Below are 25828 nucleotides of genomic sequence, written 5' to 3'. Positions count from 1 at the left end.
CGTGCGGTATTCAACAATGGTGTTGAGTGGCGGCACGCTAGCCTGAGGAATACATCATGAAAGCCGATATCCATCCAACATACGAAATCACCGCAGTTACCTGCAGCTGTGGCAACAAGTTCGAAACTCGTTCGAACCTGGCCAAGCCTCTGGCGATCGACGTATGCAACGAATGCCACCCGTTCTACACCGGTAAGCAGAAGACTCTGGATACTGGCGGTCGTGTACAGCGCTTTGCAGACCGTTTCGGCGCTTTCGGCAAGAAAGCTCCAGCTGCTGCAGAGTAAGGTTGAAGGGCCCGATGGGCTTTTCCTTGCTGATGAAAAAGGCGTCCCTCGCGGGCGCCTTTTTTGTGTCCGCGATTTGGCTTTCCGGTGCCCAGGCCTTCTGCCCGGTGCCGAGCGGGCTGACGTCGGTCGCGGTGCAGCGGGTAGTGGATGGCGACACCTTGCGTCTGCGCGATGGCCGCAGCGTGCGCATGATCGGTTTGAATACGCCGGAGCTGGGCAAGCAGGGGCGTTCAGACGAGCCTTTCGCCGTGGCCGCGCGCAAACGCCTTGAAGCACTGGTGGCCGCCAGCGACGGGCAGGTCGGTTTGCTGCCGGGTAAAGAAAGCAAGGACCATTACGGCCGGACTCTGGCCCATGTCTATGGCGTCGATGGTGCCAACCTCGAAGCGCAGATGCTCGCCGAGGGCCTCGGTTTTCAGGTGGCGGTAGCACCGAATGTCGATTTGGTCGCCTGCCAGCAAGCGGCAGAACGCAGTGCTCGTCGGGCCGGTCTTGGGCTATGGCGACAATCACCTGTACTGAAAGCGGAGCAGATCAGCGCGTCCGGCTTCGCCGTGCTCAGTGGTCGTGTGAGCAAGGTTCAGCGCAATCGCGGCGGGGTTTGGATCGAGTTGCAGGATTCGGTTGTATTGCGGGTTGCACCCAATATGCTGGACCAATTCGATGTTGCATCGCTTGAAAAGCTCAAAGGCAAGCAAATCGAGGCTCGTGGCTGGGTGGTGGATCGTTCGCGCCGCGGTGGGTTGAAACCGGGGCAGGCGCGCTGGCTTCTGTCGCTGACCGATCCGGCGATGTTGCAGACGGCGCCGTAAGAAAAAGTTGTAGACATTTTTTCTATCGATTGTGAACAGTCTATCCCTTGTGTTCCGTGGCTCTTGGCCCAAAGTCGTAGGGCCGGGCGCTTGACAGGGGTGACTGGTCAGTCTTGTGAGGACTTTGCGAGGCGAGTATCCTCGGCGGTCCGTCTGTCCAACAGTAAAAAGCGGAATGCCCATATGTCTGATTTGAAAACTGCCGCTCTCGAATATCACGCCCATCCCCGTCCAGGGAAGCTGAGTGTCGAGCTCACCAAGGCCACCGCTACCGCCCGCGATCTGTCGCTGGCCTACAGCCCCGGCGTAGCCGAACCAGTACGCGAAATCGCCCGCGATCCTGAACTGGCCTACAAATACACCGGCAAGGGCAACCTGGTTGCAGTCATTTCCGATGGCACCGCGATTCTCGGCCTGGGTAACCTCGGCCCATTGGCTTCCAAGCCGGTTATGGAAGGTAAGGGCGTGCTGTTCAAGCGCTTCGCCGGCATCGACGTGTTCGACATCGAAGTCGACTCCGAAAGCCCGCAAGCCTTCATCGACACCGTCAAGCGTATCTCCATTACCTTCGGTGGCATCAACCTGGAAGACATCAAGGCACCTGAGTGCTTTGAGATCGAACGCGCTCTGATCGAGCAGTGCGATATTCCGGTATTCCACGATGACCAGCACGGCACCGCAATCGTTACTGCGGCCGGCATGATCAACGCCCTGGAAATCGCTGGCAAAACCCTGGCTGACGCCAAGATCGTCTGCCTGGGCGCCGGTGCTGCGGCCATCTCCTGCATGAAATTGCTGGTGAGCATGGGCGCCAACATCGAAAACATCTACATGGTTGACCGTACCGGTGTGATCCACTCCGGCCGTGACGACCTGAACCAGTACAAGGCTGTGTTCGCTCACGCGACCGAGAAGCGCACCCTGGCTGACGCGCTGGAAGGCGCTGACGTGTTCGTTGGCCTGTCCGGTCCGAACCTGCTGAGCGCTGAAGGCCTGAAATCCATGGCGGCCAACCCGATCGTGTTCGCGTGCTCGAACCCGGATCCGGAAATCTCCCCGGAACTGGCTCACGCCACCCGTAACGACGTGATCATGGCCACCGGCCGTTCGGACTACCCGAACCAGGTCAACAACGTACTGGGCTTCCCGTTCATCTTCCGTGGTGCCCTGGACGTTCGCGCCAAGCGCATCAACGAAGAAATGAAAGTGGCTGCCGCCAACGCCCTGCGTGAACTGGCCAAGCTGCCAGTGCCTCAGGAAGTGTGCGACGCCTACGGCGGCATCAAGCTGGAATTCGGTCGTGAGTACATCATTCCGAAACCAATGGATGCCCGTCTGATCACCCTGATCTCCGATGCCGTGGCCAAGGCTGCGATCGAGACCGGTGTGGCGACCCTGCCGTATCCGAAGAACTACCCGCTGAAAAGCGTGGATGACGTGTTCAACGGCTAAGCCGTTGTAACGCTTCAACCAAAAGCCCCGGCTCTCGCGAGTCGGGGCTTTTTATTGTCTGCGGTTTTTGTGGTGTCTTTGAGGGCCTCTTCGCGAGCAAGCCGCTCCCACAGGGGTATGCATTCCAATGTGGGCTTGCTCGCGAAGGCGGCCTGACAGGCAACCCTAAATTCCAGGCGCAACAAAAAGCCCCGTCTTCTAGAGAAGAACGGGGCTTTTGCGTTGCGCTACGGGATCAGAACAAATCGATCGGCGCTGCCTCATCCGCTGGCAGCGGGCTGCCCGGCACATTGCCGTTACCCAGCTCGTTCACCGACGGTGGTGTGTCTTCGGCCTTGAACAGTTCGAAGTAGGCGCCTGGCGTACTTGGGGTGGCTGCACGGCCGCTGATCGGGTCAACTCGCAGGCTGAGAATGCCTTCCGGCTCCGCCTGGGTGTGAGGCGGCTTGTCTTTAAGGGCCGCCGCCATGTAGTTCATCCAGATCGGCAAGGCAACGGTGCCGCCGAACTCACGTTTGCCCAGGCTTTCCGGTTGGTCGAAGCCGGTCCAGACGGTGGTCACGTAATCGGCGTTGTAGCCGGAGAACCAGGCGTCCTTGGATTCGTTGGTGGTGCCGGTCTTGCCCGCGATGTCGCTGCGACCCAAGGCCAGTGCACGGCGGCCGGTACCGAGTTTGATCACGTCCTCAAGCATGCTGTTGAGGATGTAAGTGGTGCGCCCATCGACGATGCGCTCGGCCACGGCCGGCGTTTGTGGTGCTGGTTGGGCGCTCGGTGCTTCGCCTGGGGTGGCGTTGACCGTGAAGGTGTCGGAGGCCGGCATGGCGATGCCATCGCTGACTACGGTGCCTTTCGGAACGCTCGGCGGGTTGGCGACGAATAGCGTGTCGCCGTTGCGGCTTTCGATCTTGTCGATGATGTACGGGGTGATCTTGTAGCCGCCGTTGGCGAAGGTAGCCCAGCCGGTGGCGATTTCCATTGGCGTCAGGGTCGCGGTACCCAGGGCCAGGGACAGGTTGCGCGGCAGGTCCTGCTTGTTGAAGCCGAACTTGCTGATGTAGTCGATGGTGCGGTCGACACCCAGCGCTTGCAGCAGGCGGATCGATACCAGATTGCGCGACTTATAGAGCGCTTCACGCATGCGGATCGGGCCGAGGAAGGTGTTGGTGTCGTTCTTCGGACGCCAGACCTTGTCCAGGTATTCGTCAACGAACACGATCGGTGCGTCGTTCACCAGGCTGGCGGCGGTGTAGCCGTTGTCCAGGGCGGCGCTGTAGACGAACGGCTTGAAGCTCGAACCCGGCTGACGCTTGGCCTGCATGGCGCGGTTGTAGTTGCTCTGCTCGAAGGCGAAACCGCCGACCAGCGAACGAATGGCACCGTTCTGCGGATCGAGGGAGACCAGTGCGCCCTGGGCCTGCGGAATCTGGCTGAATTTGAGCGAACCGTCTGGCTGACGCTGCACGCGAATCAGATCACCGACCTGCGCGACATCCGACGGCTGCTTCGGATTGGCGCCCATGCTGTTGGTGTTCAGGAACGGACGAGCCCACTTCATGGTGTCCCAGGCGATGTGCTCTTCGCCGGTACCCGTGCGGGTCAACACCTGCACGCCGTTCTTGTCGACCTGGGTCACGATCGCCGGTTCCAGGCTGCTGATGGTCCGCTGCTTGGTCAGCTCCAGGGCCCAGGCCTCTCGGGTTTTACCCGGCAGGCGTGACTCGGGGCCGCGATAACCGTGCCGTTGATCGTAGGTCATCAAGCCTTCGTGAACCGCGGTGTTGGCCATTTCCTGCAGATCGCTCGGCACGGTGGTGGTGACACGGAAACCTTCGGTGTACGCATCGCTGCCATAGCGGCCGACCATTTCGGCGCGGGCCATTTCGGCGACGTACGGTGCGTTCACTTCCGGCGTCGGCACATGGTAGCTGGCGTTCAGCGGCTCATTGATCGCAGTGGTGTAGTCGGCTTCGGTGATTTTGCCGAGCTTATACATGCGCCCCAGGATCCAGTCGCGACGCTCCTTGCTGCGGGCCGGGTTGGCCAGCGGGTTGAAGCGTGACGGGGCTTTTGGCAGGCCGGCGATCATCGCCATCTGCGCCAGGCTGACGTCACGAATCGACTTGCCGTAATAGACCTGTGCCGCCGCCTCGATGCCATAGGCGCGGTTGCCCAGATAGATCTTGTTGACGTACAGCTCGAGGATCTCGTCCTTGGTCAACTGCCGTTCGATCTGCAGGGCCAGGAGGATTTCGGTGGTTTTGCGCGAGAAGCTGCGTTCGCTGGTCAGGAAGAAGTTCTTCGCCACCTGCATGGTGATGGTGCTGCCGCCGGACTGAATGTGTCCGCTCTTTACCAGCTGGGTAGCGGCACGCATCAGGCTGCTGGGGTCGACGCCGTAGTGGTTGGCGAAATTGTCGTCTTCAGCACTTAGTAACGCATTAATGAAATTGGGGGGAATGTCGGCGAAACGGATTGGCGTACGGCGCATTTCGCCAAATTCTGCGATCAATTTGTTGTCGCTGCTGTACACCCGCAAAGGAATCTGCAACTGAATACTTCTCAGCGCCTCCACGGATGGCAATCCGGGGCTAAGGTAAAGAAAAGCGCCGCTCAGACCCAGGAGCAGTCCGCAGAAAACGGCGACGATGGACCAACCGAAAAATTTCAGCAGACGAATCAAGGCTTTTGGATATCCAGGGCAAAGAATGAATTAGGCATCAGGGTTCAGGCTATACAGAGAATGACCTGCGCTTGCAGTGAAAGCGGAAAAAACGCTCGGCATTATAAGCATTTTTCCGCCGGGGGCGTCATTTGCGCTTCTGTCAAGACGGGGGGTATTGAACGCAATGGATATTACAGAGTCCGTAACTCACGGATAGTCATAGGGAATTGGTAGTGCTAGGACTCTTCAATAAAAAAGCCAATACGCTTTTGGGGATCGACATCAGCTCCACGTCGGTGAAGCTACTGGAGCTAAGTCGCCAGGGCGACCGCTATCGGGTCGAGGCCTATGCGGTCGAACCGCTGCCCGCCAGTGCTGTGGTCGAGAAAAATATCGCCGAGCTCGAAGGCGTGGGGCAGGCTCTTGCGCGGGTGCTATCCAAGGCCAAAACCAGCCTCAGGAACGTTGCCGTGGCGGTGGCCGGTTCGGCGGTGATCACCAAGACCATCGAGATGGATGCCGGTCTTTCCGACGACGAGATGGAAAACCAGCTGAAGATCGAGGCCGATCAGTACATCCCTTATCCGCTGGACGAAGTGGCGATCGACTTCGAAGTGCAGGGCGTGTCGGCGCGCAACCCCGAGCGGGTCAATGTACTGCTGGCGGCCTGTCGCAAGGAAAACGTCGAAGTCCGTGAAGCGGCCCTGGCTCTGGCCGGGCTGACCGCGCGCGTGGTCGACGTCGAAGCCTATGCCCTGGAGCGATCGTTCGGCCTGCTGGCAACCCAGTTGGCCGCTTCTCAGGAGCGTCTGACCGTGGCGGTGGTCGATATCGGCGCCACCATGACCACCCTGAGCGTGCTGCACAACGGGCGGATCATCTACACCCGCGAACAATTGTTCGGCGGCCGTCAACTGACGGAAGAGATCCAGCGTCGTTATGGCCTGACCGTCGAGCAGGCGGGGCTGGCGAAGAAGCAGGGCGGTTTGCCGGACGATTACGTCAGCGAGGTCTTGCAGCCATTTCGTGATGCGTTGGTGCAGCAGGTGTCGCGTTCATTGCAGTTCTTCTTTGCCTCCGGCCAGTACAACTCAGTCGATCACATCCTCCTGGCCGGCGGCACCGCCTCGGTCCCGGGACTGGAGCGATTGATCGAGCAGCGACTGGGTACGCCGACCCAGGTCGCCAATCCTTTCTCCAACATGACCCTGAGCAGCAAGGTCAACGCCGGTGCCTTGGCGAGCGATGCCCCGGCACTGATGATCGCCTGCGGGCTGGCCCTCAGGAGTTTCGACTGATGGCGCGGATCAATCTTTTACCCTGGCGCGAAGAGTTGCGTGAAGGGCGTCGCAAACGCTTTTTACTGGCGTTGGTCGGTGTGCTGGTGGGGTCGGTGGGTGCGCTGCTGATCGCGGACCAGGTCATTAGCACTGCCATTAATCGGCAAGTCGCCCGTAACGATTACATCAGCAAGCAGATTGCCGTGGTCGACGAGCGGATCAAACAGATCAGCGACCTGAAGGCCCGTCGACAGCAACTCGTCGAGCGCATGCGCATTATTCAGGATCTGCAAGGCAACCGGCCGATCAGTGGGAGGATTTTCGATCAATTGGCGCGTACTTTGCCGGACGGAGTTTATTTCACCGAAGTGAAAATGGTCGGCAAGACGTTGTCCATCACCGGCGCGGCGGAGTCCAACAATCGTGTTTCGGATCTGATGCGCAATCTTGATGCTTCCGACTGGTTCGATGCGCCCAACCTCACGGAAGTCAAAGCGACCACCGCCGGTCAGCTGGATCAGGCCAATGTTTTTCAGTTGACCGTCCGTCAGACTCAGCCCGCCGTTGTGGGGGGTGTGAAATGAAGCTGTCCGAATGGTTCGAAGGGTTACGTCAGATCGACATCAACGATCTGGATACCAACAACATGGGGTCCTGGCCACCTGCGATCAAGGTCGTGGCGAGTGTCCTGCTGATGGCTCTGGTGCTGGCCCTGGGCTACACCTTCTTGATCAGCGATCTGCAAAACCATCTGGAGCTCAGGCGCGAGGAAGAGTCGACGCTCAGGGAGCAATTCGCGACCAAGGCCAATATGGCGGCGAATCTGGAGCTGTATACCCAGCAGATGAAGGAAATGGAGAACTCCTTCGGCATGCTATTACGGCAATTGCCCAGCGACACCGAAGTGCCCGGCCTGCTGGAGGACATCACCCGCACCGGCTTGGGCAGCGGCCTGGAGTTCGAAGAAATCAAGCTGCTCCCGGAGGTCACCCAGCAGTTCTACATCGAGCTCCCTATCCGGATCACCGTCACCGGCGCCTATCACGACCTGGCGACTTTCGTCAGCGGCGTGGCCGGGTTGCCGCGGATCGTCACTCTGCATGACTTCGACCTGGCGCCAGCCAATCCTGATAGTCCGAAGTTGCGCATGAGCATCCTGGCCAAGACCTATCGCTACAACGACAAGGGGGTGCAGAAATGAGCCCGATTCGTTGCCTGTCGATGGTTATGTGTCTGGTCATCCTGGCCGGTTGTGGCGGCGACAATGATTTCAGCGACCTGGACGCCTATTTGAACGAAGTGCGCCTGCGTGCCCCCGGCAAAATTGAACCAACGCCGACATTCCGCTCTTACCCGACATTCACCTACAACGCTGCCAACCTGCGTAGCCCGTTCTCCCGGCAGGTCAGAGTCGATCTGGCCGGCCAGAAGCACGGCTCGCGTAACGTCAAACCCGACCCCAACCGGGTCAAGCAGTACCTCGAAGGTTTCAACATCGAGCAATTTGAAATGGTCGGCACCATCTCCAATGCAACCGGTTCCTTTGCGCTGTTGCGCGGGGCGGGCGGCGTACATCGGTTGAAAGTCGGCGATTACCTGGGGCGTAACGATGGGCGGATCGTCGCCATCAGCGGTTCGCAAGTTGACGTGGTCGAAATCGTTCCCGATGGCGAAGGTGCCTGGCTGGAACGGCCGCGAACCATCCCTTTGAAAGAGCACTCATAGTGGAACTCGAATAATGAACAGGATTTTCTCAACCTTCGGTATTTCGCTATGGATAGCGTTTCTGTCGCCGATGGTAGTGGCGGCCAACCTCAAAGCGCTGGATGTCGCCGCGCTGCCCGGTGACCGTGTCGAGTTGAAGTTGTCGTTCGATGGGCCGCCGCCGCAGCCTCACGGTTACACGACAGAGCAGCCTGCGCGGATTGCGCTGGACCTGCCGGGGGTCACCAGTCAGCTGGCGAACAAGAGTCGGGACCTGGGCGGCGGCAATGCCCGCAGCGCCACGGTGGTGGAGGCCAAGGACCGCACACGGCTGATCATCAGCCTGACTCAATTAACGCCATACAACGCCCGCGTCGAAGGCAACAATCTGTTCGTGGTCGTCGGACAAGGGGCCGGTAACAAGGCGCCTAAGCCGGCCGCCGTCGCACCGCGCACAGCCACTGCGACGCCAGCACCGGCCAGGGTCAGTGCGCCGGTGGGCAAAGCCATCCGGGGCGTGGATTTCCAGCGCGGCACCCAGGGTGAGGGCAATGTGGTTATTGATCTGTCGGATCCGTCCATCGCCCCGGACATCCAGGAACGCGATGGCAAAATCATCGTCGGTTTCACCAAGACCCAACTGCCTGAACGGTTGCGTGTACGGCTTGACGTCAAGGATTTCGCCACGCCGGTGCAGTTCGTCAACGCCAGCGCCACGGGCGACCGGGCCATTATCAGTATCGAGCCCAGTGGCGCCTTCGATTATTCGACCTATCAGACCGACAACAAATTGACCGTCAGCATCCGGCCGATGACTGTCGATGACTTGCAGAAGCGCAACACTGAACGCTTTGCCTACACCGGCGAAAAACTCTCGCTGAATTTTCAGGACATTGATGTGCGCTCGGTGCTGCAACTGATCGCCGATTTCACCAACCTCAATTTGGTGGCCAGCGACACGGTGCAGGGCGGCATCACGTTGCGTCTGCAGAATGTGCCGTGGGATCAGGCGCTGGACCTGGTGTTGAAAACCAAAGGTCTGGATAAACGCAAGATCGGTAACGTGCTGCTGGTGGCGCCGGCTGATGAAATCGCTGCCCGAGAGCGTCAGGAACTGGAGTCGCAGAAGCAGATATCCGAGCTGGCGCCTCTGCGTCGCGAGCTGTTACAGGTCAACTACGCCAAGGCCGCCGATATCGCCAAGCTGTTCCAGTCAGTGACCAGCGCCGAAGCGAAAGTCGACGAGCGAGGATCAATCACTGTCGATGAGCGAACCAACAACATCATTGCCTACCAGACCCAGGATCGGCTCGACGAACTGCGTCGTATCGTTGCGCAACTGGATATTCCGGTGCGTCAGGTGATGATCGAGGCGCGCATCGTTGAGGCCAACGTCGATTACGACAAAAGTCTTGGCGTACGCTGGGGCGGTTCGGCGCAGAAGGGCAACTGGAACACGTCCGGGGTCAACGGCTCTTCGACCACCATTGGTACGCCGGGCAGCACCAGTACCAACTCGCCGTTCGTCGACTTGGGGACCTCTGGCAATACTTCGGGGATCGGTATCGCCTTCATTACCGACAACGTGCTGCTGGACCTTGAGCTTTCGGCCATGGAGAAAACCGGCAACGGGGAAATCGTCTCGCAGCCCAAGGTGGTCACGTCCGACAAGGAAACCGCGAAAATCCTCAAGGGCACTGAGATTCCCTATCAGGAAGCCAGCTCCAGCGGCGCCACCTCGGTGTCGTTCAAGGAAGCTTCGCTGTCCCTGGAAGTGACCCCGCAGATCACCCCAGACAACCGCATCATCATGGAGGTCAAGGTCACCAAGGACGAACCGGACTACCTGAACAAAGTGCAGGATGTACCGCCGATCAAGAAAAACGAGGTCAACGCCAAGGTGTTGGTTAACGACGGCGAGACCATCGTCATTGGTGGGGTTTTCTCAAATACTCAGAGCAAGGTTGTAGATAAGGTGCCATTTCTCGGTGATGTGCCGTATCTTGGCCGCCTTTTCCGGCGTGACGTGGTTTCGGAGAAAAAATCCGAGCTGCTGGTATTTCTCACTCCGCGTATCATGAACAATCAGGCGATTGCTGTGAGTCATTGATTCTGTGCGAAATTTGATTCTTGTTGGACCGATGGGGGCTGGAAAAAGCACCATCGGCCGTTTGCTGGCCAAAGAGCTGCGCCTGCCGTTCAAAGATTCCGATAAGGAAATTGAATTGCGCACGGGCGCCAATATCCCGTGGATTTTCGATAAGGAAGGCGAACCGGGCTTTCGTGACCGCGAGCAGGCGATGATTGCCGAGCTGTGTGCGTTCGACGGCGTGGTGTTGGCGACCGGTGGCGGCGCCGTGATGCGCGAAGCCAATCGTCGAGCGCTGCACGCCGGTGGTCGGGTGGTCTATCTGCATGCGTCTGTCGAGCAGCAGGTCGGCCGAACCGCTCGCGACCGCAATCGGCCACTGCTGCGCACCGCTGATCCGGCCAAGACCCTTCGGGACTTGCTGGCGATCCGTGATCCGCTGTATCGGGAGATCGCCGACCTGGTGGTGGAAACCGATGAGCGGCCGCCGCGAATGGTGGTACTTGATATTCTCGACCGCTTGCAGCAACTACCGCCCCGTTAATGTGCGGCGCGAAATGCGCTATCCTCGGCGTCCTGTCGCAGCCGCTCAAGGTTGTGGCGGCTGGCTACCGAACGGCGTCACACCAGCAGACGCCATGGAATTCGTAAACTCAAGGCGGGATGCCTGATTCCATCTTCACTGTGGGGACACATGCAGACACTCAAGGTCGATCTAGGCGAGCGCAGCTACCCGATTCATATTGGCGAAGGTTTGTTGGATCAGCCTGAGCTGCTGGTCCCGCATATCCGCGGGCGGCAGGTGGCGATCATCTCCAACGAGACCGTCGCGCCGCTCTACCTCGAGCGTCTGACCCGCAGTCTTGCGCAGTTCTCGGTGATTTCCGTGGTGCTGCCCGACGGCGAAGCCTTCAAGACCTGGGAAACCCTGCAACTGATATTCGACGGCCTGCTGACTGCACGGCATGATCGCCGCACCACGGTAATCGCCCTCGGTGGCGGTGTAATCGGTGACATGGCCGGTTTTGCGGCCGCCTGCTACCAGCGAGGCGTCGATTTCATCCAGATACCGACCACGTTGTTGTCGCAAGTCGACTCCTCGGTGGGCGGCAAAACCGGGATCAATCACCCGCTGGGCAAGAACATGGTCGGCGCCTTCTATCAGCCCAACGTGGTGCTGATCGATACCGCCACCCTCAACACCCTGCCGCCCCGTGAGCTGTCTGCCGGGCTGGCGGAAGTCATCAAATACGGGTTGATCTGCGACGAGCCATTCCTGACCTGGCTCGAAGAAAACGTCGATCGCTTGCGAGCGCTCGATCAGACCGCCCTGACTTACGCCATCGAACGCTCCTGCGCGGCCAAGGCTGCGGTGGTCGGTGCCGACGAAAAAGAGACGGGCGTACGTGCCACGTTGAACCTGGGCCACACCTTCGGCCACGCGATCGAAACCCATATGGGCTATGGTGTCTGGCTTCATGGTGAAGCAGTTGCTGCTGGCACCGTAATGGCTTTGGAGATGTCCGCGCGCCTGGGCTGGATCAGCGAACAGGAACGTGATCGCGGTATTCGTCTGTTCCAGCGTGCCGGCCTGCCGGTCATTCCGCCGGAAGAGATGACCGAAGCCGATTTTCTCGAACACATGGCAATTGACAAGAAAGTGATCGACGGTCGTTTGCGCCTGGTGCTGCTGCGCCACATGGGCGAAGCAGTGGTGACCGACGATTATCCGAAAGAGATTTTACAGGCCACGCTGGGAGCGGATTACCGCGCCCTGGCTCAGCTTAAAGGTTAATAAGATCCCGATGACTAGTTTGCATGCCGACGAGGCTTTCCTCGGCCATTACCAGTTAAGTCATGACCCTTTCGCTCCACGGGTGCCTGGCTTCAAATTTTTCCCGGCTCAGCGCAAACCGGTGCTGGGTCAGCTGCATCATCTGGCCCGTTATAGCCAGTTGTTGCTGGTGGTCACCGGTCCGCAAGGCAGTGGCAAGACCCTGTTGCGTCAGGCCCTGGTGGCCAGCACCAACAAACAGTCAGTGCAGAGCGTGGTGGTTTCCGCCCGTGGCGCCGGCGATGCAGCCGGTGTGCTGCGTCAGGTGGCTCAGGCGCTGAACGTCGAGCAGGCCGAAATCGGCGCGATCCTGGCCCAAGTGGTACAGCTTGCCCTCACGGGGCAGGAAGTCTATTTGCTGTTGGATGATGCCGAGCAACTCGATGAATCTGCCCTGGAAGCCTTGCTGGCGTTGGCCGCTGGTGCACCGGAAGGTCGCCCGCACGTGTTTCTGTTCGGGGAGTCCTCGCTGATTGCCCAACTTGAAGCGCTGAGCCTTGAGGAAGAGCGCTTCCACGTCATCGAATTGCAGCCTTATACCGAAGAAGAAACCCGCGAATACCTGGACCAGCGTCTTGAAGGCGCCGGTCGGGGTATCGAACTTTTTACCGCGGATCAGATCTCTGATATTCACGAAAGCTCCGACGGCTGGCCTGGCACCATCAACCAGGTCGCCCGCGATGCAATGATCGAAGCCATGATTGCCAGCCGCTCAGCGGTGAAGCGTCCAAGTATGGGGTTCAACATGCCGAAGAAACACGTATTGGCGATTTCCGCCGTTGTCGTGGTCGCGGTAGCCGCCGCCTGGTTGATGCCGGGTCGCAGCAAAGCGCCGACCACCGGCGCACCTGCCAACGAACAGGCGCAACTGCCGCTGGGCCAGGGCACGCCACAACCTGACAGCGGTGGCGCTCCATCCGTCGAATTCGCCGGTAATTCGCAACCGATGCCGTTGCCGTTGGTCGGCAACTCGCAGCCGGTGATGCGAGGCCCATTGGCTGAAGCGGCCGGTGGTATCACCGAAGGCGACGACGGCGTGCCGGTCGAAGGTTCCAGCGCTACACCGCCAACCGTGACCACCACTGCACCACCTGCCGGCATCCAGCCGGGACCTGCGCCAACACCTGCCGCCAAACCGGTTCCAGCGCCGACTCAGGTCGCGACAGCCAAGCCAGCACCTGCACCTGCTGCCAAACCGGCTCCAGCGCCCGCCAAGCCGGTCGCCGCCGCCAAACCTGCCGAGAAGCCAGCCACCGTGGCTAAAGCCGCCGGTGGCAGCTGGTACGCAGGCCAGGCGCCGGGTAACTACGTGGTGCAAATCCTTGGCACCAGCTCCGAATCGGCCGCCCAAAGCTTCGTCAAGGAGCAGGGCGGCGAGTACCGTTATTTCAAGAAAGTACTCAACGGCAAGCCGCTTTACGTCATCACCTACGGTAGCTTCGCCAACCGCGATGCAGCCGTTACCGCCATCAAGGCCTTGCCAGCGAAGGTTCAGGCTGGTAAACCTTGGCCTCGCACTGTCGCCAGCGTCCAACAGGAACTGGCAACAACTCGCTGAAGATTCGGCGGCCTTACCCAGGCCGCCTCTCCAAGCACCTCAAAATTTCTGCAAGCGCATGCCGTCTCTACAGGCCGCGTGCCTTGTGGTGTCTGCGTCACAGTGGTCTTTGAGTCGTTGCGGTCAAAATTAAAAAAGTTTTGACTAGCACAGCATATCGCTTTAAACCTTTCACAAATGCGACATAGATTTGCGACAGTTCGTCGTCAAATTTGTGAGCCTCAGTGTCGGTGTGTACAATGACCTCCCTTTTGCCCCCGCAAAGCTGGCGTACGTTCGGCGTGGATGGTAACTGGCTGAATTGAAAAGAAATTTGCCTCGATAAGAGGCAGCCTGGTGAGAAAGTGTCTATGAAAGCAGGTCTGTACCAACCAGATGAATTCAAGGATAACTGCGGTTTCGGCCTGATAGCCCATATGCAGGGCGAGCCCAGTCATACCCTTTTGCAAACGGCCATTGAGGCCCTGACCTGCATGACCCACCGCGGTGGGATCAACGCCGACGGCAAGACCGGTGACGGTTGCGGTTTGCTGATTCAAAAGCCGGATGTATTCCTGCGTGCGATTGCCCAGGAAACCTTCGGCGTCGAACTGCCCAAGCAATATGCTGTGGGCATGGTCTTCTTCAACCAGGACCCGGTCAAAGCCGAAGCCGCTCGCGAGAACATGAACCGCGAGATCCTGGCCGAAGGCCTGACCCTGGTCGGCTGGCGCAAAGTGCCGATCGACACCAGCGTCCTTGGCCGCCTGGCCCTTGAGCGCCTGCCGCAGATCGAACAAGTGTTCATCGGTGGGGAAGGCCTGAGCGATCAGGACATGGCGATCAAGCTGTTCAGCGCCCGTCGTCGTTCGTCTGTGTCCAACGCCGCCGACGTCGATCACTACATCTGCAGCTTTTCCCACAAGACCATCATTTATAAAGGCCTGATGATGCCGGCGGACCTGACCGCCTTCTATCCAGACCTGAGCGACCAGCGCCTGCAAACCGCAATCTGCGTGTTCCACCAGCGCTTCTCCACCAACACCTTACCGAAATGGCCGCTGGCTCAGCCGTTCCGCTTCCTCGCCCACAACGGCGAGATCAATACCATCACCGGCAACCGCAACTGGGCCCAGGCCCGTCGCACCAAGTTCACCAACGATCTGATGGATCTGGAAGAACTCGGCCCGCTGGTGAACCGTGTAGGTTCTGACTCCTCCAGCATGGACAACATGCTCGAGTTGATGGTCACCGGTGGCATCGACCTGTTCCGTGGCGTGCGGATGATCATTCCGCCTGCGTGGCAGAACGTCGAAACCATGGACCCGGATCTGCGCGCGTTCTACGAATACAACTCGATGCACATGGAGCCGTGGGACGGCCCGGCCGGCGTAGTAATGACTGATGGTCGTTACGCGGTGTGCCTGCTCGACCGTAACGGTCTGCGTCCGGCGCGTTGGGTTACCACCAAGAACGGCTTCATTACCCTGGCCTCGGAAATCGGTGTCTGGAACTACCAGCCTGAAGACGTGATCGCCAAGGGCCGTGTCGGTCCGGGCCAGATCTTTGCCGTGGACACTGAAACTGGTCAGATCCTCGACACCGATGCCATCGACAACCGCTTGAAGTCCCGTCATCCGTACAAGCAATGGCTGCGCAAGAATGCCCTGCGCATCCAGGCGACCATGGAAGACAACGATCACGGTTCGGCTTTCTACGACGTCGATCAGCTCAAGCAATACATGAAGATGTATCAGGTCACGTTCGAAGAGCGCGACCAGGTGCTGCGTCCGCTCGGCGAACAAGGCTACGAAGCCGTTGGCTCGATGGGCGACGATACGCCGATGGCCGTGCTGTCCCAGCGCGTGCGCACGCCGTACGACTATTTCCGTCAGCAGTTCGCGCAGGTGACCAACCCGCCGATCGACCCGCTGCGCGAAGCGATCGTCATGTCGCTGGAAGTCTGCCTCGGCGCCGAACGCAATATCTTCCAGGAGTCGCCGGAACACGCCTCGCGCGTGATCCTCAGTTCGCCGGTCATTTCCCCGGCCAAGTGGCGCTCGTTGATGAACCTCGACCGCCCAGGCTTCGAGCGTCAGATCATTGACCTCAACTACGACGAGAGCGTTGGCCTCGAAGCGGCGGTGCGCAATGTTGCCGATCAGGCTGAAGAAGCCGTTCGCGCCGGTCGCACCCAGATTGTACTGAGTGACCGTCACATCGCCCCGGGCAAGTTGCCGATCCACGCTTCGCTCGCTACCGGCGCAGTGCATCATCGCTTGACCGAAAAAGGCCTGCGTTGCGACTCCAACATTCTGGTCGAGACCGCCACTGCGCGCGATCCGCACCACTTTGCAGTGTTGATCGGTTTCGGCGCCTCTGCCGTTTATCCGTTCCTGGCCTACGAAGTGCTGGGCGACCTGATCCGAACCGGTGAAGTGCTGGGCGACCTCTATGAGGTGTTCAAGAACTACCGCAAAGGCATCACCAAAGGCCTGCTCAAGATCCTCTCGAAGATGGGGATTTCGACCATTACTTCGTACCGCGGTGCGCAACTGTTCGAGGCTATCGGCCTGTCCGAAGAAGTCTGCGACCTGAGCTTCCGTGGTGTGCCAAGCCGCATCAAGGGCGCGCGTTTCGTCGACATCGAAGCCGAGCAGAAAGCCTTGGCGACCGAAGCCTGGAGCCCGCGCAAGCCGATCCAGCAAGGCGGCCTGCTGAAGTTCGTCCACGGTGGCGAATATCACGCCTACAACCCGGACGTGGTCAGCACCCTGCAAGCGGCTGTGCAGCAGGGCGACTACAGCAAGTTCAAGGAATACACGGCGCTGGTGGACAACCGTCCGGTGTCGATGATCCGCGATCTGTTCAAGGTCAAGACCCTGGATACGCCGCTGGACATCAGCGAGATCGAACCGCTGGAATCGGTGCTCAAGCGCTTCGACTCCGCGGGCATCTCTTTGGGCGCACTGTCGCCGGAAGCTCACGAAGCCCTGGCCGAAGCCATGAACCGCCTCGGTGCGCGTTCCAACTCCGGCGAAGGCGGCGAAGACCCGGCACGCTACGGCACCATCAAAAGCTCGAAAATCAAGCAGGTCGCCACTGGCCGTTTCGGTGTGACCCCGGAATACCTGGTTAACGCTGAAGTGCTGCAGATCAAAGTTGCTCAGGGCGCCAAGCCCGGCGAAGGTGGTCAGCTGCCGGGCGGCAAGGTCAACGGTCTGATCGCCAAGCTGCGTTACGCAGTGCCGGGTGTGACCCTGATTTCGCCTCCGCCGCACCACGACATCTATTCGATCGAAGACTTGTCGCAGCTGATTTTCGACCTGAAACAAGTCAACCCGAAGGCATTGGTCTCGGTGAAGCTGGTAGCAGAAGCGGGCGTCGGCACCATCGCTGCCGGTGTGGCCAAGGCTTACGCGGACTTGATCACCATTTCCGGCTACGACGGCGGCACCGGTGCATCGCCACTGACCTCGATCAAATACGCGGGCGCACCGTGGGAACTCGGTTTGGCCGAAACCCATCAGACCCTGCGCGGCAACGACCTGCGCGGCAAGGTCCGTGTGCAGACTGACGGCGGCTTGAAAACCGGCCTCGACGTGATCAAGGCAGCGATCCTTGGCGCTGAAAGCTTCGGCTTCGGAACCGCGCCAATGATCGCCCTGGGCTGCAAATACCTGCGTATTTGCCACCTGAACAACTGCGCCACCGGCGTTGCGACTCAGAACGAGAAGCTGCGCAAGGATCACTACATCGGTACCGTCGACATGGTGGTGAATTTCTTCACCTACGTCGCCGAAGAAACCCGTGAGTGGCTGGCGAAGCTGGGCGTGCGCTCCCTCGAAGAGCTGATCGGCCGCACCGATCTGCTGGAAATCCTCGAAGGCCAGACCGCCAAGCAGAACCATCTGGACCTGACCCCGTTGCTGGGCAGCGATCACATCCCGGCAGACAAGCCTCAGTTCTGCCAGGTCGACCGCAACCCGCCGTTCGACAAAGGCCTGCTGGCCGAGAAAATGGTCGACTTGGCCACTTCGGCCATCAACGACATGAGCGGCGCCGATTTCGCCCTGGATATCTGCAACTGCGACCGTTCCATCGGCGCGCGGATCTCCGGTGAAATCGCTCGCAAGCATGGCAACCAGGGCATGGCTAACGCGCCGATCACCTTCCGCTTCAAAGGCACTGCCGGTCAGAGCTTTGGTGTGTGGAACGCCGGCGGCCTGAACATGTACCTGGAAGGTGACGCCAACGACTACGTCGGCAAAGGCATGACCGGCGGCAAACTGGTCATCGTTCCGCCGAAGGGCAGCATCTACAAGACTCAGGACAGCGCCATTATCGGCAACACCTGCCTGTATGGCGCCACCGGGGGCAAGCTGTTCGCCGCCGGTACCGCGGGCGAGCGTTTCGCGGTGCGTAACTCCGGTGCTCACACTGTCGTGGAAGGCACTGGCGATCACTGCTGCGAGTACATGACCGGTGGTTTCGTCTGCGTGTTGGGCAAGACCGGTTACAACTTCGGCTCAGGCATGACCGGCGGTTTCGCCTACGTGCTCGACCAGGACAACACCTTCGTTGACCGGGTCAACCACGAACTGGTGGAAATCCAGCGGATCAGCGGTGAGGCAATGGAAGCCTATCGCAGCCACCTGCAACGCGTGCTGAACGAATACGTCGAGGAAACCGACAGCGAGTGGGGTCGTAACCTCGCTGAAAACCTCGATGACTATCTGCGTCGTTTCTGGCTGGTCAAGCCCAAGGCTGCCAACCTGAAATCGTTGCTTTCCAGCACCCGTGCCAACCCGCAGTGATATGCGCCTGAAGAGTTTGATGAGGTTTTAACAATGGCTGAACGTCTGAATAACGACTTCCAGTTCATCGATGTCGGGCGCAAAGATCCGAAGAAGAAACTGTTGCGTCAACGCAAGAAAGAGTTCGTGGAAATCTACGAACCGTTCAAACCCCAGCAGTCGGCCGACCAGGCCCACCGCTGCCTGGGTTGCGGTAACCCGTATTGCGAATGGAAGTGCCCGGTGCACAACTTCATTCCCAACTGGCTCAAGCTGGTGGCCGAGGGCAACATCCTCCAGGCCGCCGAGCTGTCGCACCAGACCAACACCCTGCCGGAAGTCTGCGGCCGGGTTTGTCCCCAGGATCGTCTGTGCGAGGGGGCCTGCACCCTTAACGACGGTTTTGGTGCGGTGACCATTGGTTCGGTGGAGAAGTACATCACCGACACCGCGTTCGCCATGGGCTGGCGCCCGGACATGTCCAAGGTCAAACCGACCGGCAAGCGTGTCGCGGTTATCGGCGCGGGCCCTGCCGGCCTGGGCTGTGCCGACGTGCTGGTACGTGGTGGCGTGACCCCGGTGGTGTTCGACAAGAACCCGGAAATCGGCGGCCTGCTGACCTTCGGGATCCCCGAATTCAAGCTGGAAAAGACCGTGCTGAGCAATCGCCGCGAAGTCTTCACCGGCATGGGCATCGAGTTCCGCCTGAACACCGAAATCGGCAAGGACGTGACCATCGAGCAACTGCTCGAAGAATACGATGCCGTGTTCATGGGCATGGGCACCTACACCTACATGAAGGGCGGCTTTGCCGGTGAAGATCTGCCGGGCGTGTATGACGCGCTGGATTTCCTGATCGCCAACGTCAACCGCAACCTGGGCTTTGAAAAGTCGCCGGAAGATTTCGTCGACATGAAAGGCAAGAAGGTCGTGGTGCTGGGCGGTGGCGACACGGCGATGGACTGCAACCGTACTTCGATCCGTCAGGGCGCCAAGTCGGTGACCTGTGCGTATCGTCGTGACGAAGCGAACATGCCGGGCTCGCGCAAAGAGGTGAAGAACGCCAAGGAAGAAGGCGTGAAATTCCTCTACAACCGCCAGCCGATCGCTATCGTGGGTGAAGACCGCGTCGAAGGCGTGAAGGTGGTCGAGACCCGTCTCGGCGAGCCGGACGCCCGTGGCCGTCGCAGCCCCGAGCCGATCCCGGGCTCCGAAGAGATCATCCCGGCCGACGCCGTGGTCATCGCCTTCGGTTTCCGTCCAAGCCCGGCATCGTGGTTCGAGCAGTTCAGCATCCAGACCGACAGCCAGGGCCGCGTGGTGGCACCGGAGCAAGGCCAGTACAAGCACCAGACCAGCAACCCGAAAATCTTCGCCGGTGGCGACATGGTTCGTGGTTCCGACCTGGTGGTAACGGCGATCTTCGAAGGCCGCAATGCCGCTGAAGGGATCCTGGATTACCTGGGCGTTTAACCGTATTCCAACATTGGAATGCAATTCCTGTGGGAGCTGGCTTGCCAGCGATAGCATTGCCTCGGTCTAACTGAAAGACCGAGGTGGCCGCATCGCAGGCAAGCCAGCTCCCACAGTGTTTTTTGGTGTGGCCAAAACGGCATTCAACCGCGACAAATTGACCCGATAGACAAAAGGAACGGCTCTTGCCGTGCCTTTTGCGTCGCGCTCTGAGAAAATGCCCGCACTTTTTTTCCGGATGCCGACATGACTGCCCTGAAGAACGACCGTTTCCTTCGCGCCCTGCTCAAGCAACCCGTAGACGTCACCCCTGTGTGGATGATGCGTCAGGCCGGTCGCTACCTGCCTGAGTACCGCGCCAGCCGTGCCAAGGCCGGTGATTTCATGAGCCTGTGCATGAACCCGGCGTTCGCTTGCGAAGTCACGATGCAGCCGCTCGACCGCTATCCGCAACTGGACGCGGCGATCCTGTTCTCCGACATCCTCACCATCCCGGACGCCATGGGCCAAGGCCTGTACTTCGAAACCGGTGAAGGTCCGCGCTTCAAGAAAGTCATCAGCACCCTGGCCGACATCGAAGCCCTGCCGATTCCTGATCCACACAAAGACCTCGGCTACGTCATGGACGCAGTCAGCACCATCCGTCGCGAACTGAACGGCCGCGTGCCGCTGATCGGCTTCTCCGGCAGCCCATGGACCCTGGCCACCTACATGGTCGAAGGCGGCTCGTCGAAAGACTTCCGCAAGACCAAGGCCATGCTCTATGACAACCCGCAAGCCATGCACTTGCTGCTGGATAAACTCGCGCAGTCGGTCACCAGCTACCTCAACGGCCAGATCATGGCCGGCGCGCAAGCGGTGCAGATCTTCGACACCTGGGGTGGCAACCTCTCCGCAGCGGCCTACCAGGAGTTCTCCCTGGCCTACATGCGCAAAATCGTCAGCGGCCTGATCCGCGAGCACGAAGGCCGTAAGGTTCCGGTCATCCTGTTCACCAAGAACGGCGGCCTGTGGCTGGAAAGCATCGCTGACGCTGGCGCGGATGCGCTGGGCCTGGACTGGACTTGCGACATTGGCGAAGCCCGCCAACGCGTCGGCAGCAAAGTCGCCCTGCAAGGCAACATGGACCCAACCGTGCTCTACGCCAAGCCAGAAGCCATCCGCACCGAAGTCGGCCGGATCCTCGCCAGCTACGGCAAAGGCAGCGGTCACGTGTTCAACCTCGGCCATGGCATCACGCCGGAAGTCGACCCAGAGCATGCTGGCGCCTTCCTGCGCGCGGTACATGAACTGTCGGCGCAGTATCACGAGTAATCGTGGCCCAATAAAAAACGCCCGGCATATGCCGGGCGTTTTTGTTTGTGGTTCAGAAAATGAGAAGTGGATGCCATTCATTGTGGGAGCGGGCTTGCCCGCGATGGCGTCGTCTCATACAACACATGTGCTGGACCGACCATCGCTATCGCGGGCAAGCCCGCTCCCACAGGGTTGTGCGTCATGCCTTCAAATTTACCAACGGCGGTAACTTCGCCAGCTTCAACGCCACCAACAACGCAATCACCAACAACCCGCCAATAAATAACCCGATCCCGTTCCAGCCACCCAAGTGCCAGGCCACACCGCCCGCCGTACCCGCGATACTCGACCCGGCGTAATAGCTGAACAGGTACAGCGACGACGCCTGTCCTCTGGCCTTGATCGCACGACGGCCAATCCAGCTACTGGCCACCGAATGCGCACCAAAGAAGCCGAAGGTAAAGATCAGCATGCCGAGAATCACCAGCGGTAACGGCGTGAACATGGTCAGGGCGATGCCCGCGAGCATGACCACAATGGTTGCCCAGAGCACTTTGCGCCGGCCGAGTTGGTCGGCCAGGGCGCCGATTTTCGCCGAGCTGTAGATGCCCGACAGGTACACCACCGAAAGCAGCCCGACGAAGGCCTGATCCATGTGATACGGCTCGGCCAGCAGGCGATAGCCGATGTAGTTGAACAGCGTGACAAACGCGCCCATCAGCACGAAAGCCTCAAGGAACAGCAGTGGTAGACCTGCATCGCGAAAGTGCATGCTGAAGCCGTCCAGCAAGCTGCGAGGATGCAATGAGCGGGCGCGGAAGTTGCGCGATTCCGGGAGGATTTTCCAGAACACCGCTGCGGCAATCAGCGCCAGGCCACCGACGACCAGCATCGCCGCGTGCCAGCTGACGAAGTCGATCAGTACCCCGACGATCAATCGTCCACACATGCCGCCGATGGCATTGCCACCGATGTACAAGCCCATGGCGAGGCCAAGGTGCTGTGGATGGATCTCTTCGCTCAGGTAAGTCATCGCGACCGCCGCCAGACCGCTCAACGACAGCCCCACCAGCGCTCGCATCACCAGCACGCCTTGCCAGCTCGGGATCATTGCGCTGGCCATGGTGCACAGCGCTGCGGCGAACAGCGCGGCGACCATCACCGGTTTACGCCCGATGCGATCAGAGATGGGACCGGTGATCAGCAAGCCAATGGCGAGCATGCCGGTGGCGACCGACAGGATCAGGCTGCTCTGGGCTGCGTTGATGGAAAACTCGTGGGACAGCAGCGGCATCATCGGCTGCACGCAATACAGCAGGGCAAAGGTCGCGAAACCGCCCGAGAACAGCGCCAGCACCGTGCGCATAAACATCGGTGTGCCTTTCTCGATGTAGATCTCGCTTAGCTCAGTGACGACGTCGTCCAGCGGAGTGGGCGGAATTTCATGGGCGAGTGGAGCGGCAGCAGTTTTCACTTCAGACCTCGGAGGGGCGCAGCCGGTCAGGCAATGAAAAAATCATATAGCTGCCTAATGATTCAATCCAATATATTGTTCGACCTGTTTGATAGGTTTTACGACCTAATGGAGTTTTCATGGAATTGCGCCACCTGCGCTACTTCATCGCCGTCGCCGAAGAACTGCATTTCGGCCGCGCCGCGCAAGTGCTGGGCATCTCGCAACCGCCGCTGAGCCAGCAGATTCAGGCGCTGGAGCAGGAGATCGGTGCGCGGCTTTTCGAGCGTACCAATCGTCGGGTCGAACTCAGTGAGGCCGGTCGGCTGTTTCTGGAAGAGGCGCGGTTGGTGCTGGCTCAGGTCGACAAAGCGGCGGACGTTGCGCGGCGGGCACAACTCGGAGAGTTGGGTGAACTGAAGATCGGCTTCACCTCGTCGGCCCCGTTCAACTCGACCATTCCTCAGGCGATTTTCTCGTTTCGCCAGAGTTTCCCGGCGGTGCACCTGAATCTGCGGGAAATGAGCAGCACCCAAGTGGCCGATGCATTGGTGGACGAGTCGATTGAAGTCGGCATCATGCGGCCGCTGGGCTTGCCGGACTCACTCAGCGTGGTGGAACTGATGCGCGAGCCACTGGTGGCGGTGCTTAGCTCCAAGCATCCGTTGGTGAGCGGCAGCGAAGACGGTTTATTCCTCTCGGCGCTGGCCCTCGAACCCTTCGTATTTTTCCCACGTAGCTATGGCAGTGGTTTGTACGCACAGCTGCTCAGCTTGGCCCGGGATGTCGGGTTCAGCCCGCACTTCGCGCAAGAGGCTGGCGAGGCGATGACCATCATCGGGCTGGTGGCGGCAGGTCTGGGAGTGTCGGTATTGCCGGCGTCGTATCAGCGGATGCGCATCGATGGCGTGGTCTACCGCCCTCTACTCGATCCGACGGCCGTGTCGGCAGTGTGGCTGGTGCAGCGCAAGGATCAGAAATCGCCGATGGCCAGGGCGTTTGTGGAGTTGTTGACGCGTAAGGTTGAACCTTTGAAGCCGTAACTACGGGTGACCCCAGTGAGGTCACCCGTTTTTTTACCAGGCACTACACCGAAACCTGCACCAGCAATCGTCGCCCGATGACATCCATCAAATCGCAACCATCGCGCATTGAATTCGCTAACACTCGCGCCAACTAGCATCACTGGGCAGTTTGCATTTGCTGCGCTTTGTTTTGTTCTGCCTGTGCTATCGCTTTGAAGTCATAGGTCGGATAGAACTCGGTTTTGTAACTTCCCCACGCTGTATTTTCAAGTGCAAGGTTTACTTCAGCAAGACGGGAGGCCGGGAAGCGCACTGTGACGACTTGTCCGATACCCATCATTATGTTCCAACTGACAACCTCTACTCCCGCAGGTGGAAATGCCTTATAGAATCCTTGTTTGGCAAGTTGAGCCTTTAATTCGCCCAATGGCCGTGATTGATCGTGCTTTAAAAATACGGTCAGCATGACGGCATTATCTGGCGTGGCAACGGCATTTTTTGCAGGGGAATTTGTTGTGGACTGCGCATTGACAGCGCCGCAGAAGGCCGAGGTTATCAAAAGCGTAGATGCAAGGAGTGTTTTGAGTGATTTCTGCATGTTGAAATTCCATGTTTTATTAGGCGGCAAAATTGATTTCAAGCGGTAACGCTACTCCAGCGGAACTACCTGAGTCATTTAGTGTGCTATGGGCGACTGGTTTCAGTTTGTGATATTAGTATCTGACTTAATGGTGGACTTTGTTTCCACTGTTCCAGTGTAGGGGGCATGAACTACATAGATACGCACCAGAGGGTTATTGGCTATCATGTCGTGAGGCACTTCGCGAGAATAGGTGAATTCATTTGGATTCAACTTTTCCAATCGCCTGACTACAGTTTTGGTTGGCCCGACATCGGGCACTAAAATGTGGCTTTTTTGATCGCCAGTGACAAAGAAGTAACCTCCACCTCCATTGTCGTACTTTGATTTTCCCGTATCGGTGTAAAAGAATTCATAGCGATTGCGTTCGGGATCCCACGTCGATATTCCGACCACGCCAGGATAATTCGCTTTTACGTCCGTTTGTGGTGCGCCCTCTATATAGACCTTGGTTGTCAGCCATCGAGGAGAAGATGCCAGAGCCCGAGTCTCGGCAGTGGCGGGGGCTTGTTGCGCAAAACTACCCAGGGGACAGAACAATGCCGCAAGAAGTAGGCATGTAGAAGTAATATTGTTCTTTTGCATGCGGATAACTCCTTATCTGCTTTTGTTGGTTGCTCGCTATTGATTATCCAAATTCAATGCGTGAAAAGTATAGGCTGGGAGTGAGGGGGGCAATAGCGGGGTAATGAATTGTAATGGTTCGGCGTTTTTTCGAAGTAATACTTCGTCGCGCTTGTTTTAGATGTGTTGGTTGTTTGGGTTTGCCTATATATTGAAATCACGAGGCTGGCTGTAGGAACTTTCCGAAGTGATACACTCCGTTTTCCTATGTTTCATTTATGTGCCGAGGACTCAGATGTGGCGAGAAGTTGCTGGCGCGTAAAGCGTTTAAAAGATCGCAGCCTTCGGCAGCGCCTACACCGATCTATGTAGGAGCTGCCGAAGGCTGCGATGTTTTGATCCTCGGTAATACCTGAGTGTGTCGCGGCTACTCCGCGTCAGGCGTTACTGAACCTTCGCCAAATCCCCTTTCAACGCAACGCCCGCCATGAGCGCCCCAGCGTGGCACTCATAGTTCTTGGCATCCTTGCGCTCGTTGCTTTTGTAGAAGCTGACGATATTGGTCACGGCGTTGGCGCCGGCATTCTTCGCTGCCTGGTGCAGGCTGATGATTGCCGATTGCGCGACCCATTCGCAGGCCACTTCGTCAGACTTGTTGAAGGCGTTGGTTTTCTTGTTGGTCACGGCCCCCGAGCTGACTACGGTGACGTTGCCAGTCGGTGTGTTGCCTGCCAGGTAGAACTTCACGCTGCCATCGATTTTGCCGGCGCGGGTTGCTTCGGCGACTGCTTTGTCAAAAGGCAGATACACCGCGGTGTCACGGGCCTGGCTGATGCCCGGCAACGTGCAGATCAGCAGGGTGGCGGCGGCAGCGAGTTTCTTGAAGTGCATGGAGGTCTCCTTGACCCTGAGTAATTC

20 protein-coding genes are annotated in these 25828 nt (G+C 59.0%); 15 read left to right on the top strand and 5 right to left on the bottom strand.

Annotated elements, in window-relative coordinates; translation table 11 throughout:
- Window positions 1–56 precede the first annotated feature (56 nt).
- The 3 genes from rpmE (at window position 57) to JFU11_RS16995 (ending at window position 2554) form a co-directional block, all read left to right on the top strand.
- On the top strand, window positions 57–287 hold the full coding sequence (gene rpmE / locus JFU11_RS17005) for a 50S ribosomal protein L31 (RefSeq protein ID WP_007899231.1): 231 nt from the start codon (window positions 57–59) through the stop codon (window positions 285–287).
- 14 nt (window positions 288–301) lie between these two features.
- Entirely contained in the window at window positions 302–1102 is an 801-nt protein-coding gene (locus JFU11_RS17000) for a thermonuclease family protein (RefSeq protein WP_201121332.1), read from the top strand.
- A gap of 183 nt (window positions 1103–1285) precedes the next feature.
- Window positions 1286–2554 (top strand): malic enzyme-like NAD(P)-binding protein, encoded by a 1269-nt coding sequence (locus tag JFU11_RS16995; protein WP_007899225.1) that lies wholly within the window; start codon window positions 1286–1288, stop codon window positions 2552–2554.
- Window positions 2555–2789: 235 nt separating this feature from the next.
- On the opposite strand, the gene JFU11_RS16990 is transcribed toward JFU11_RS16995, so the two are convergent.
- Window positions 2790–5237, bottom strand: coding sequence for a penicillin-binding protein 1A (locus JFU11_RS16990; RefSeq protein WP_201121331.1), 2448 nt, complete (start codon window positions 5235–5237; stop codon window positions 2790–2792).
- Window positions 5238–5452: 215 nt separating this feature from the next.
- Between JFU11_RS16990 and JFU11_RS16985 the strand changes: the two genes are divergently transcribed.
- The 11 genes from JFU11_RS16985 to hemE all read left to right on the top strand — a co-directional run bounded on the left by JFU11_RS16985 (window position 5453) and on the right by hemE (window position 21246).
- On the top strand, window positions 5453–6517 hold the full coding sequence (locus JFU11_RS16985; RefSeq protein ID WP_123499947.1) for a pilus assembly protein PilM: 1065 nt from the start codon (window positions 5453–5455) through the stop codon (window positions 6515–6517).
- Window positions 6517–7083, top strand: a complete 567-nt coding sequence (locus JFU11_RS16980; RefSeq protein WP_123721582.1) for a PilN domain-containing protein — start codon at window positions 6517–6519, stop codon at window positions 7081–7083. Before JFU11_RS16985 ends, JFU11_RS16980 begins: the two co-directional genes overlap by 1 nt.
- Window positions 7080–7700: a type 4a pilus biogenesis protein PilO gene (gene pilO, locus JFU11_RS16975; protein ID WP_201061449.1), complete on the top strand. Its 621-nt coding sequence runs from the start codon at window positions 7080–7082 to the stop codon at window positions 7698–7700. The genes JFU11_RS16980 and pilO overlap by 4 nt, the downstream gene beginning before the upstream one ends.
- Window positions 7697–8224 carry a pilus assembly protein PilP gene (locus tag JFU11_RS16970; protein ID WP_123721580.1) on the top strand — a complete coding sequence of 176 codons (528 nt, stop codon included), beginning with the start codon at window positions 7697–7699 and terminating at the stop codon, window positions 8222–8224. The genes pilO and JFU11_RS16970 overlap by 4 nt, the downstream gene beginning before the upstream one ends.
- Window positions 8225–8237: 13 nt before the next feature.
- The gene (gene pilQ, locus JFU11_RS16965; protein WP_123721579.1) at window positions 8238–10313 is read left to right on the top strand and encodes a type IV pilus secretin PilQ; all 2076 of its coding nucleotides are present in this window, start codon (window positions 8238–8240) and stop codon (window positions 10311–10313) included.
- Window positions 10314–10317: 4 nt separating this feature from the next.
- On the top strand, window positions 10318–10836 hold the full coding sequence (gene aroK / locus JFU11_RS16960; protein ID WP_201121330.1) for a shikimate kinase AroK: 519 nt from the start codon (window positions 10318–10320) through the stop codon (window positions 10834–10836).
- A 150-nt stretch (window positions 10837–10986) separates the two neighbouring features.
- A complete protein-coding gene (gene aroB / locus JFU11_RS16955) occupies window positions 10987–12087 on the top strand; it encodes a 3-dehydroquinate synthase (RefSeq protein ID WP_201061445.1) in 1101 nt (366 codons plus the stop codon).
- 10 nt (window positions 12088–12097) lie between these two features.
- Window positions 12098–13684: an AAA family ATPase gene (locus tag JFU11_RS16950; protein ID WP_123721577.1), complete on the top strand. Its 1587-nt coding sequence runs from the start codon at window positions 12098–12100 to the stop codon at window positions 13682–13684.
- Between the two features lie 350 nt (window positions 13685–14034).
- Window positions 14035–18480, top strand: coding sequence for a glutamate synthase large subunit (gltB, locus tag JFU11_RS16945; protein ID WP_123721576.1), 4446 nt, complete (start codon window positions 14035–14037; stop codon window positions 18478–18480).
- 33 nt (window positions 18481–18513) lie between these two features.
- Complete coding sequence (locus JFU11_RS16940; protein ID WP_048396075.1) at window positions 18514–19932, top strand: FAD-dependent oxidoreductase; 1419 nt, start codon at window positions 18514–18516, stop codon at window positions 19930–19932.
- A gap of 246 nt (window positions 19933–20178) precedes the next feature.
- Window positions 20179–21246, top strand: coding sequence for a uroporphyrinogen decarboxylase (gene hemE, locus JFU11_RS16935; protein ID WP_052965076.1), 1068 nt, complete (start codon window positions 20179–20181; stop codon window positions 21244–21246).
- 181 nt (window positions 21247–21427) lie between these two features.
- Here hemE and JFU11_RS16930 read toward each other — a convergent pair whose 3' ends face one another.
- A complete protein-coding gene (locus tag JFU11_RS16930; RefSeq protein ID WP_123721574.1) occupies window positions 21428–22702 on the bottom strand; it encodes an MFS transporter in 1275 nt (424 codons plus the stop codon).
- A gap of 119 nt (window positions 22703–22821) precedes the next feature.
- On the opposite strand from JFU11_RS16930, the gene JFU11_RS16925 reads away from it, so the two are divergent.
- The gene (locus tag JFU11_RS16925) at window positions 22822–23724 is read left to right on the top strand and encodes a LysR family transcriptional regulator (RefSeq protein ID WP_201061443.1); all 903 of its coding nucleotides are present in this window, start codon (window positions 22822–22824) and stop codon (window positions 23722–23724) included.
- 139 nt (window positions 23725–23863) lie between these two features.
- Here the strand turns inward: JFU11_RS16925 and JFU11_RS16920 are convergent, their stop codons facing one another.
- From JFU11_RS16920 to JFU11_RS16910, 3 genes are all read right to left on the bottom strand, one after another.
- Window positions 23864–24304: a hypothetical protein gene (locus tag JFU11_RS16920; protein WP_123721572.1), complete on the bottom strand. Its 441-nt coding sequence runs from the start codon at window positions 24302–24304 to the stop codon at window positions 23864–23866.
- 102 nt (window positions 24305–24406) lie between these two features.
- On the bottom strand, window positions 24407–24931 hold the full coding sequence (locus tag JFU11_RS16915) for a DUF4822 domain-containing protein (protein WP_201061441.1): 525 nt from the start codon (window positions 24929–24931) through the stop codon (window positions 24407–24409).
- Window positions 24932–25354: 423 nt separating this feature from the next.
- On the bottom strand, window positions 25355–25801 hold the full coding sequence (locus tag JFU11_RS16910; protein WP_123721570.1) for an excinuclease: 447 nt from the start codon (window positions 25799–25801) through the stop codon (window positions 25355–25357).
- Between the last annotated feature and the right edge of the window lie 27 nt (window positions 25802–25828).

Source organism: Pseudomonas sp. TH37 (genome assembly GCF_016650735.1).
GTDB lineage: Bacteria > Pseudomonadota > Gammaproteobacteria > Pseudomonadales > Pseudomonadaceae > Aquipseudomonas > Aquipseudomonas farris.
This window is presented reverse-complemented; position numbering and strand designations above follow the sequence as displayed.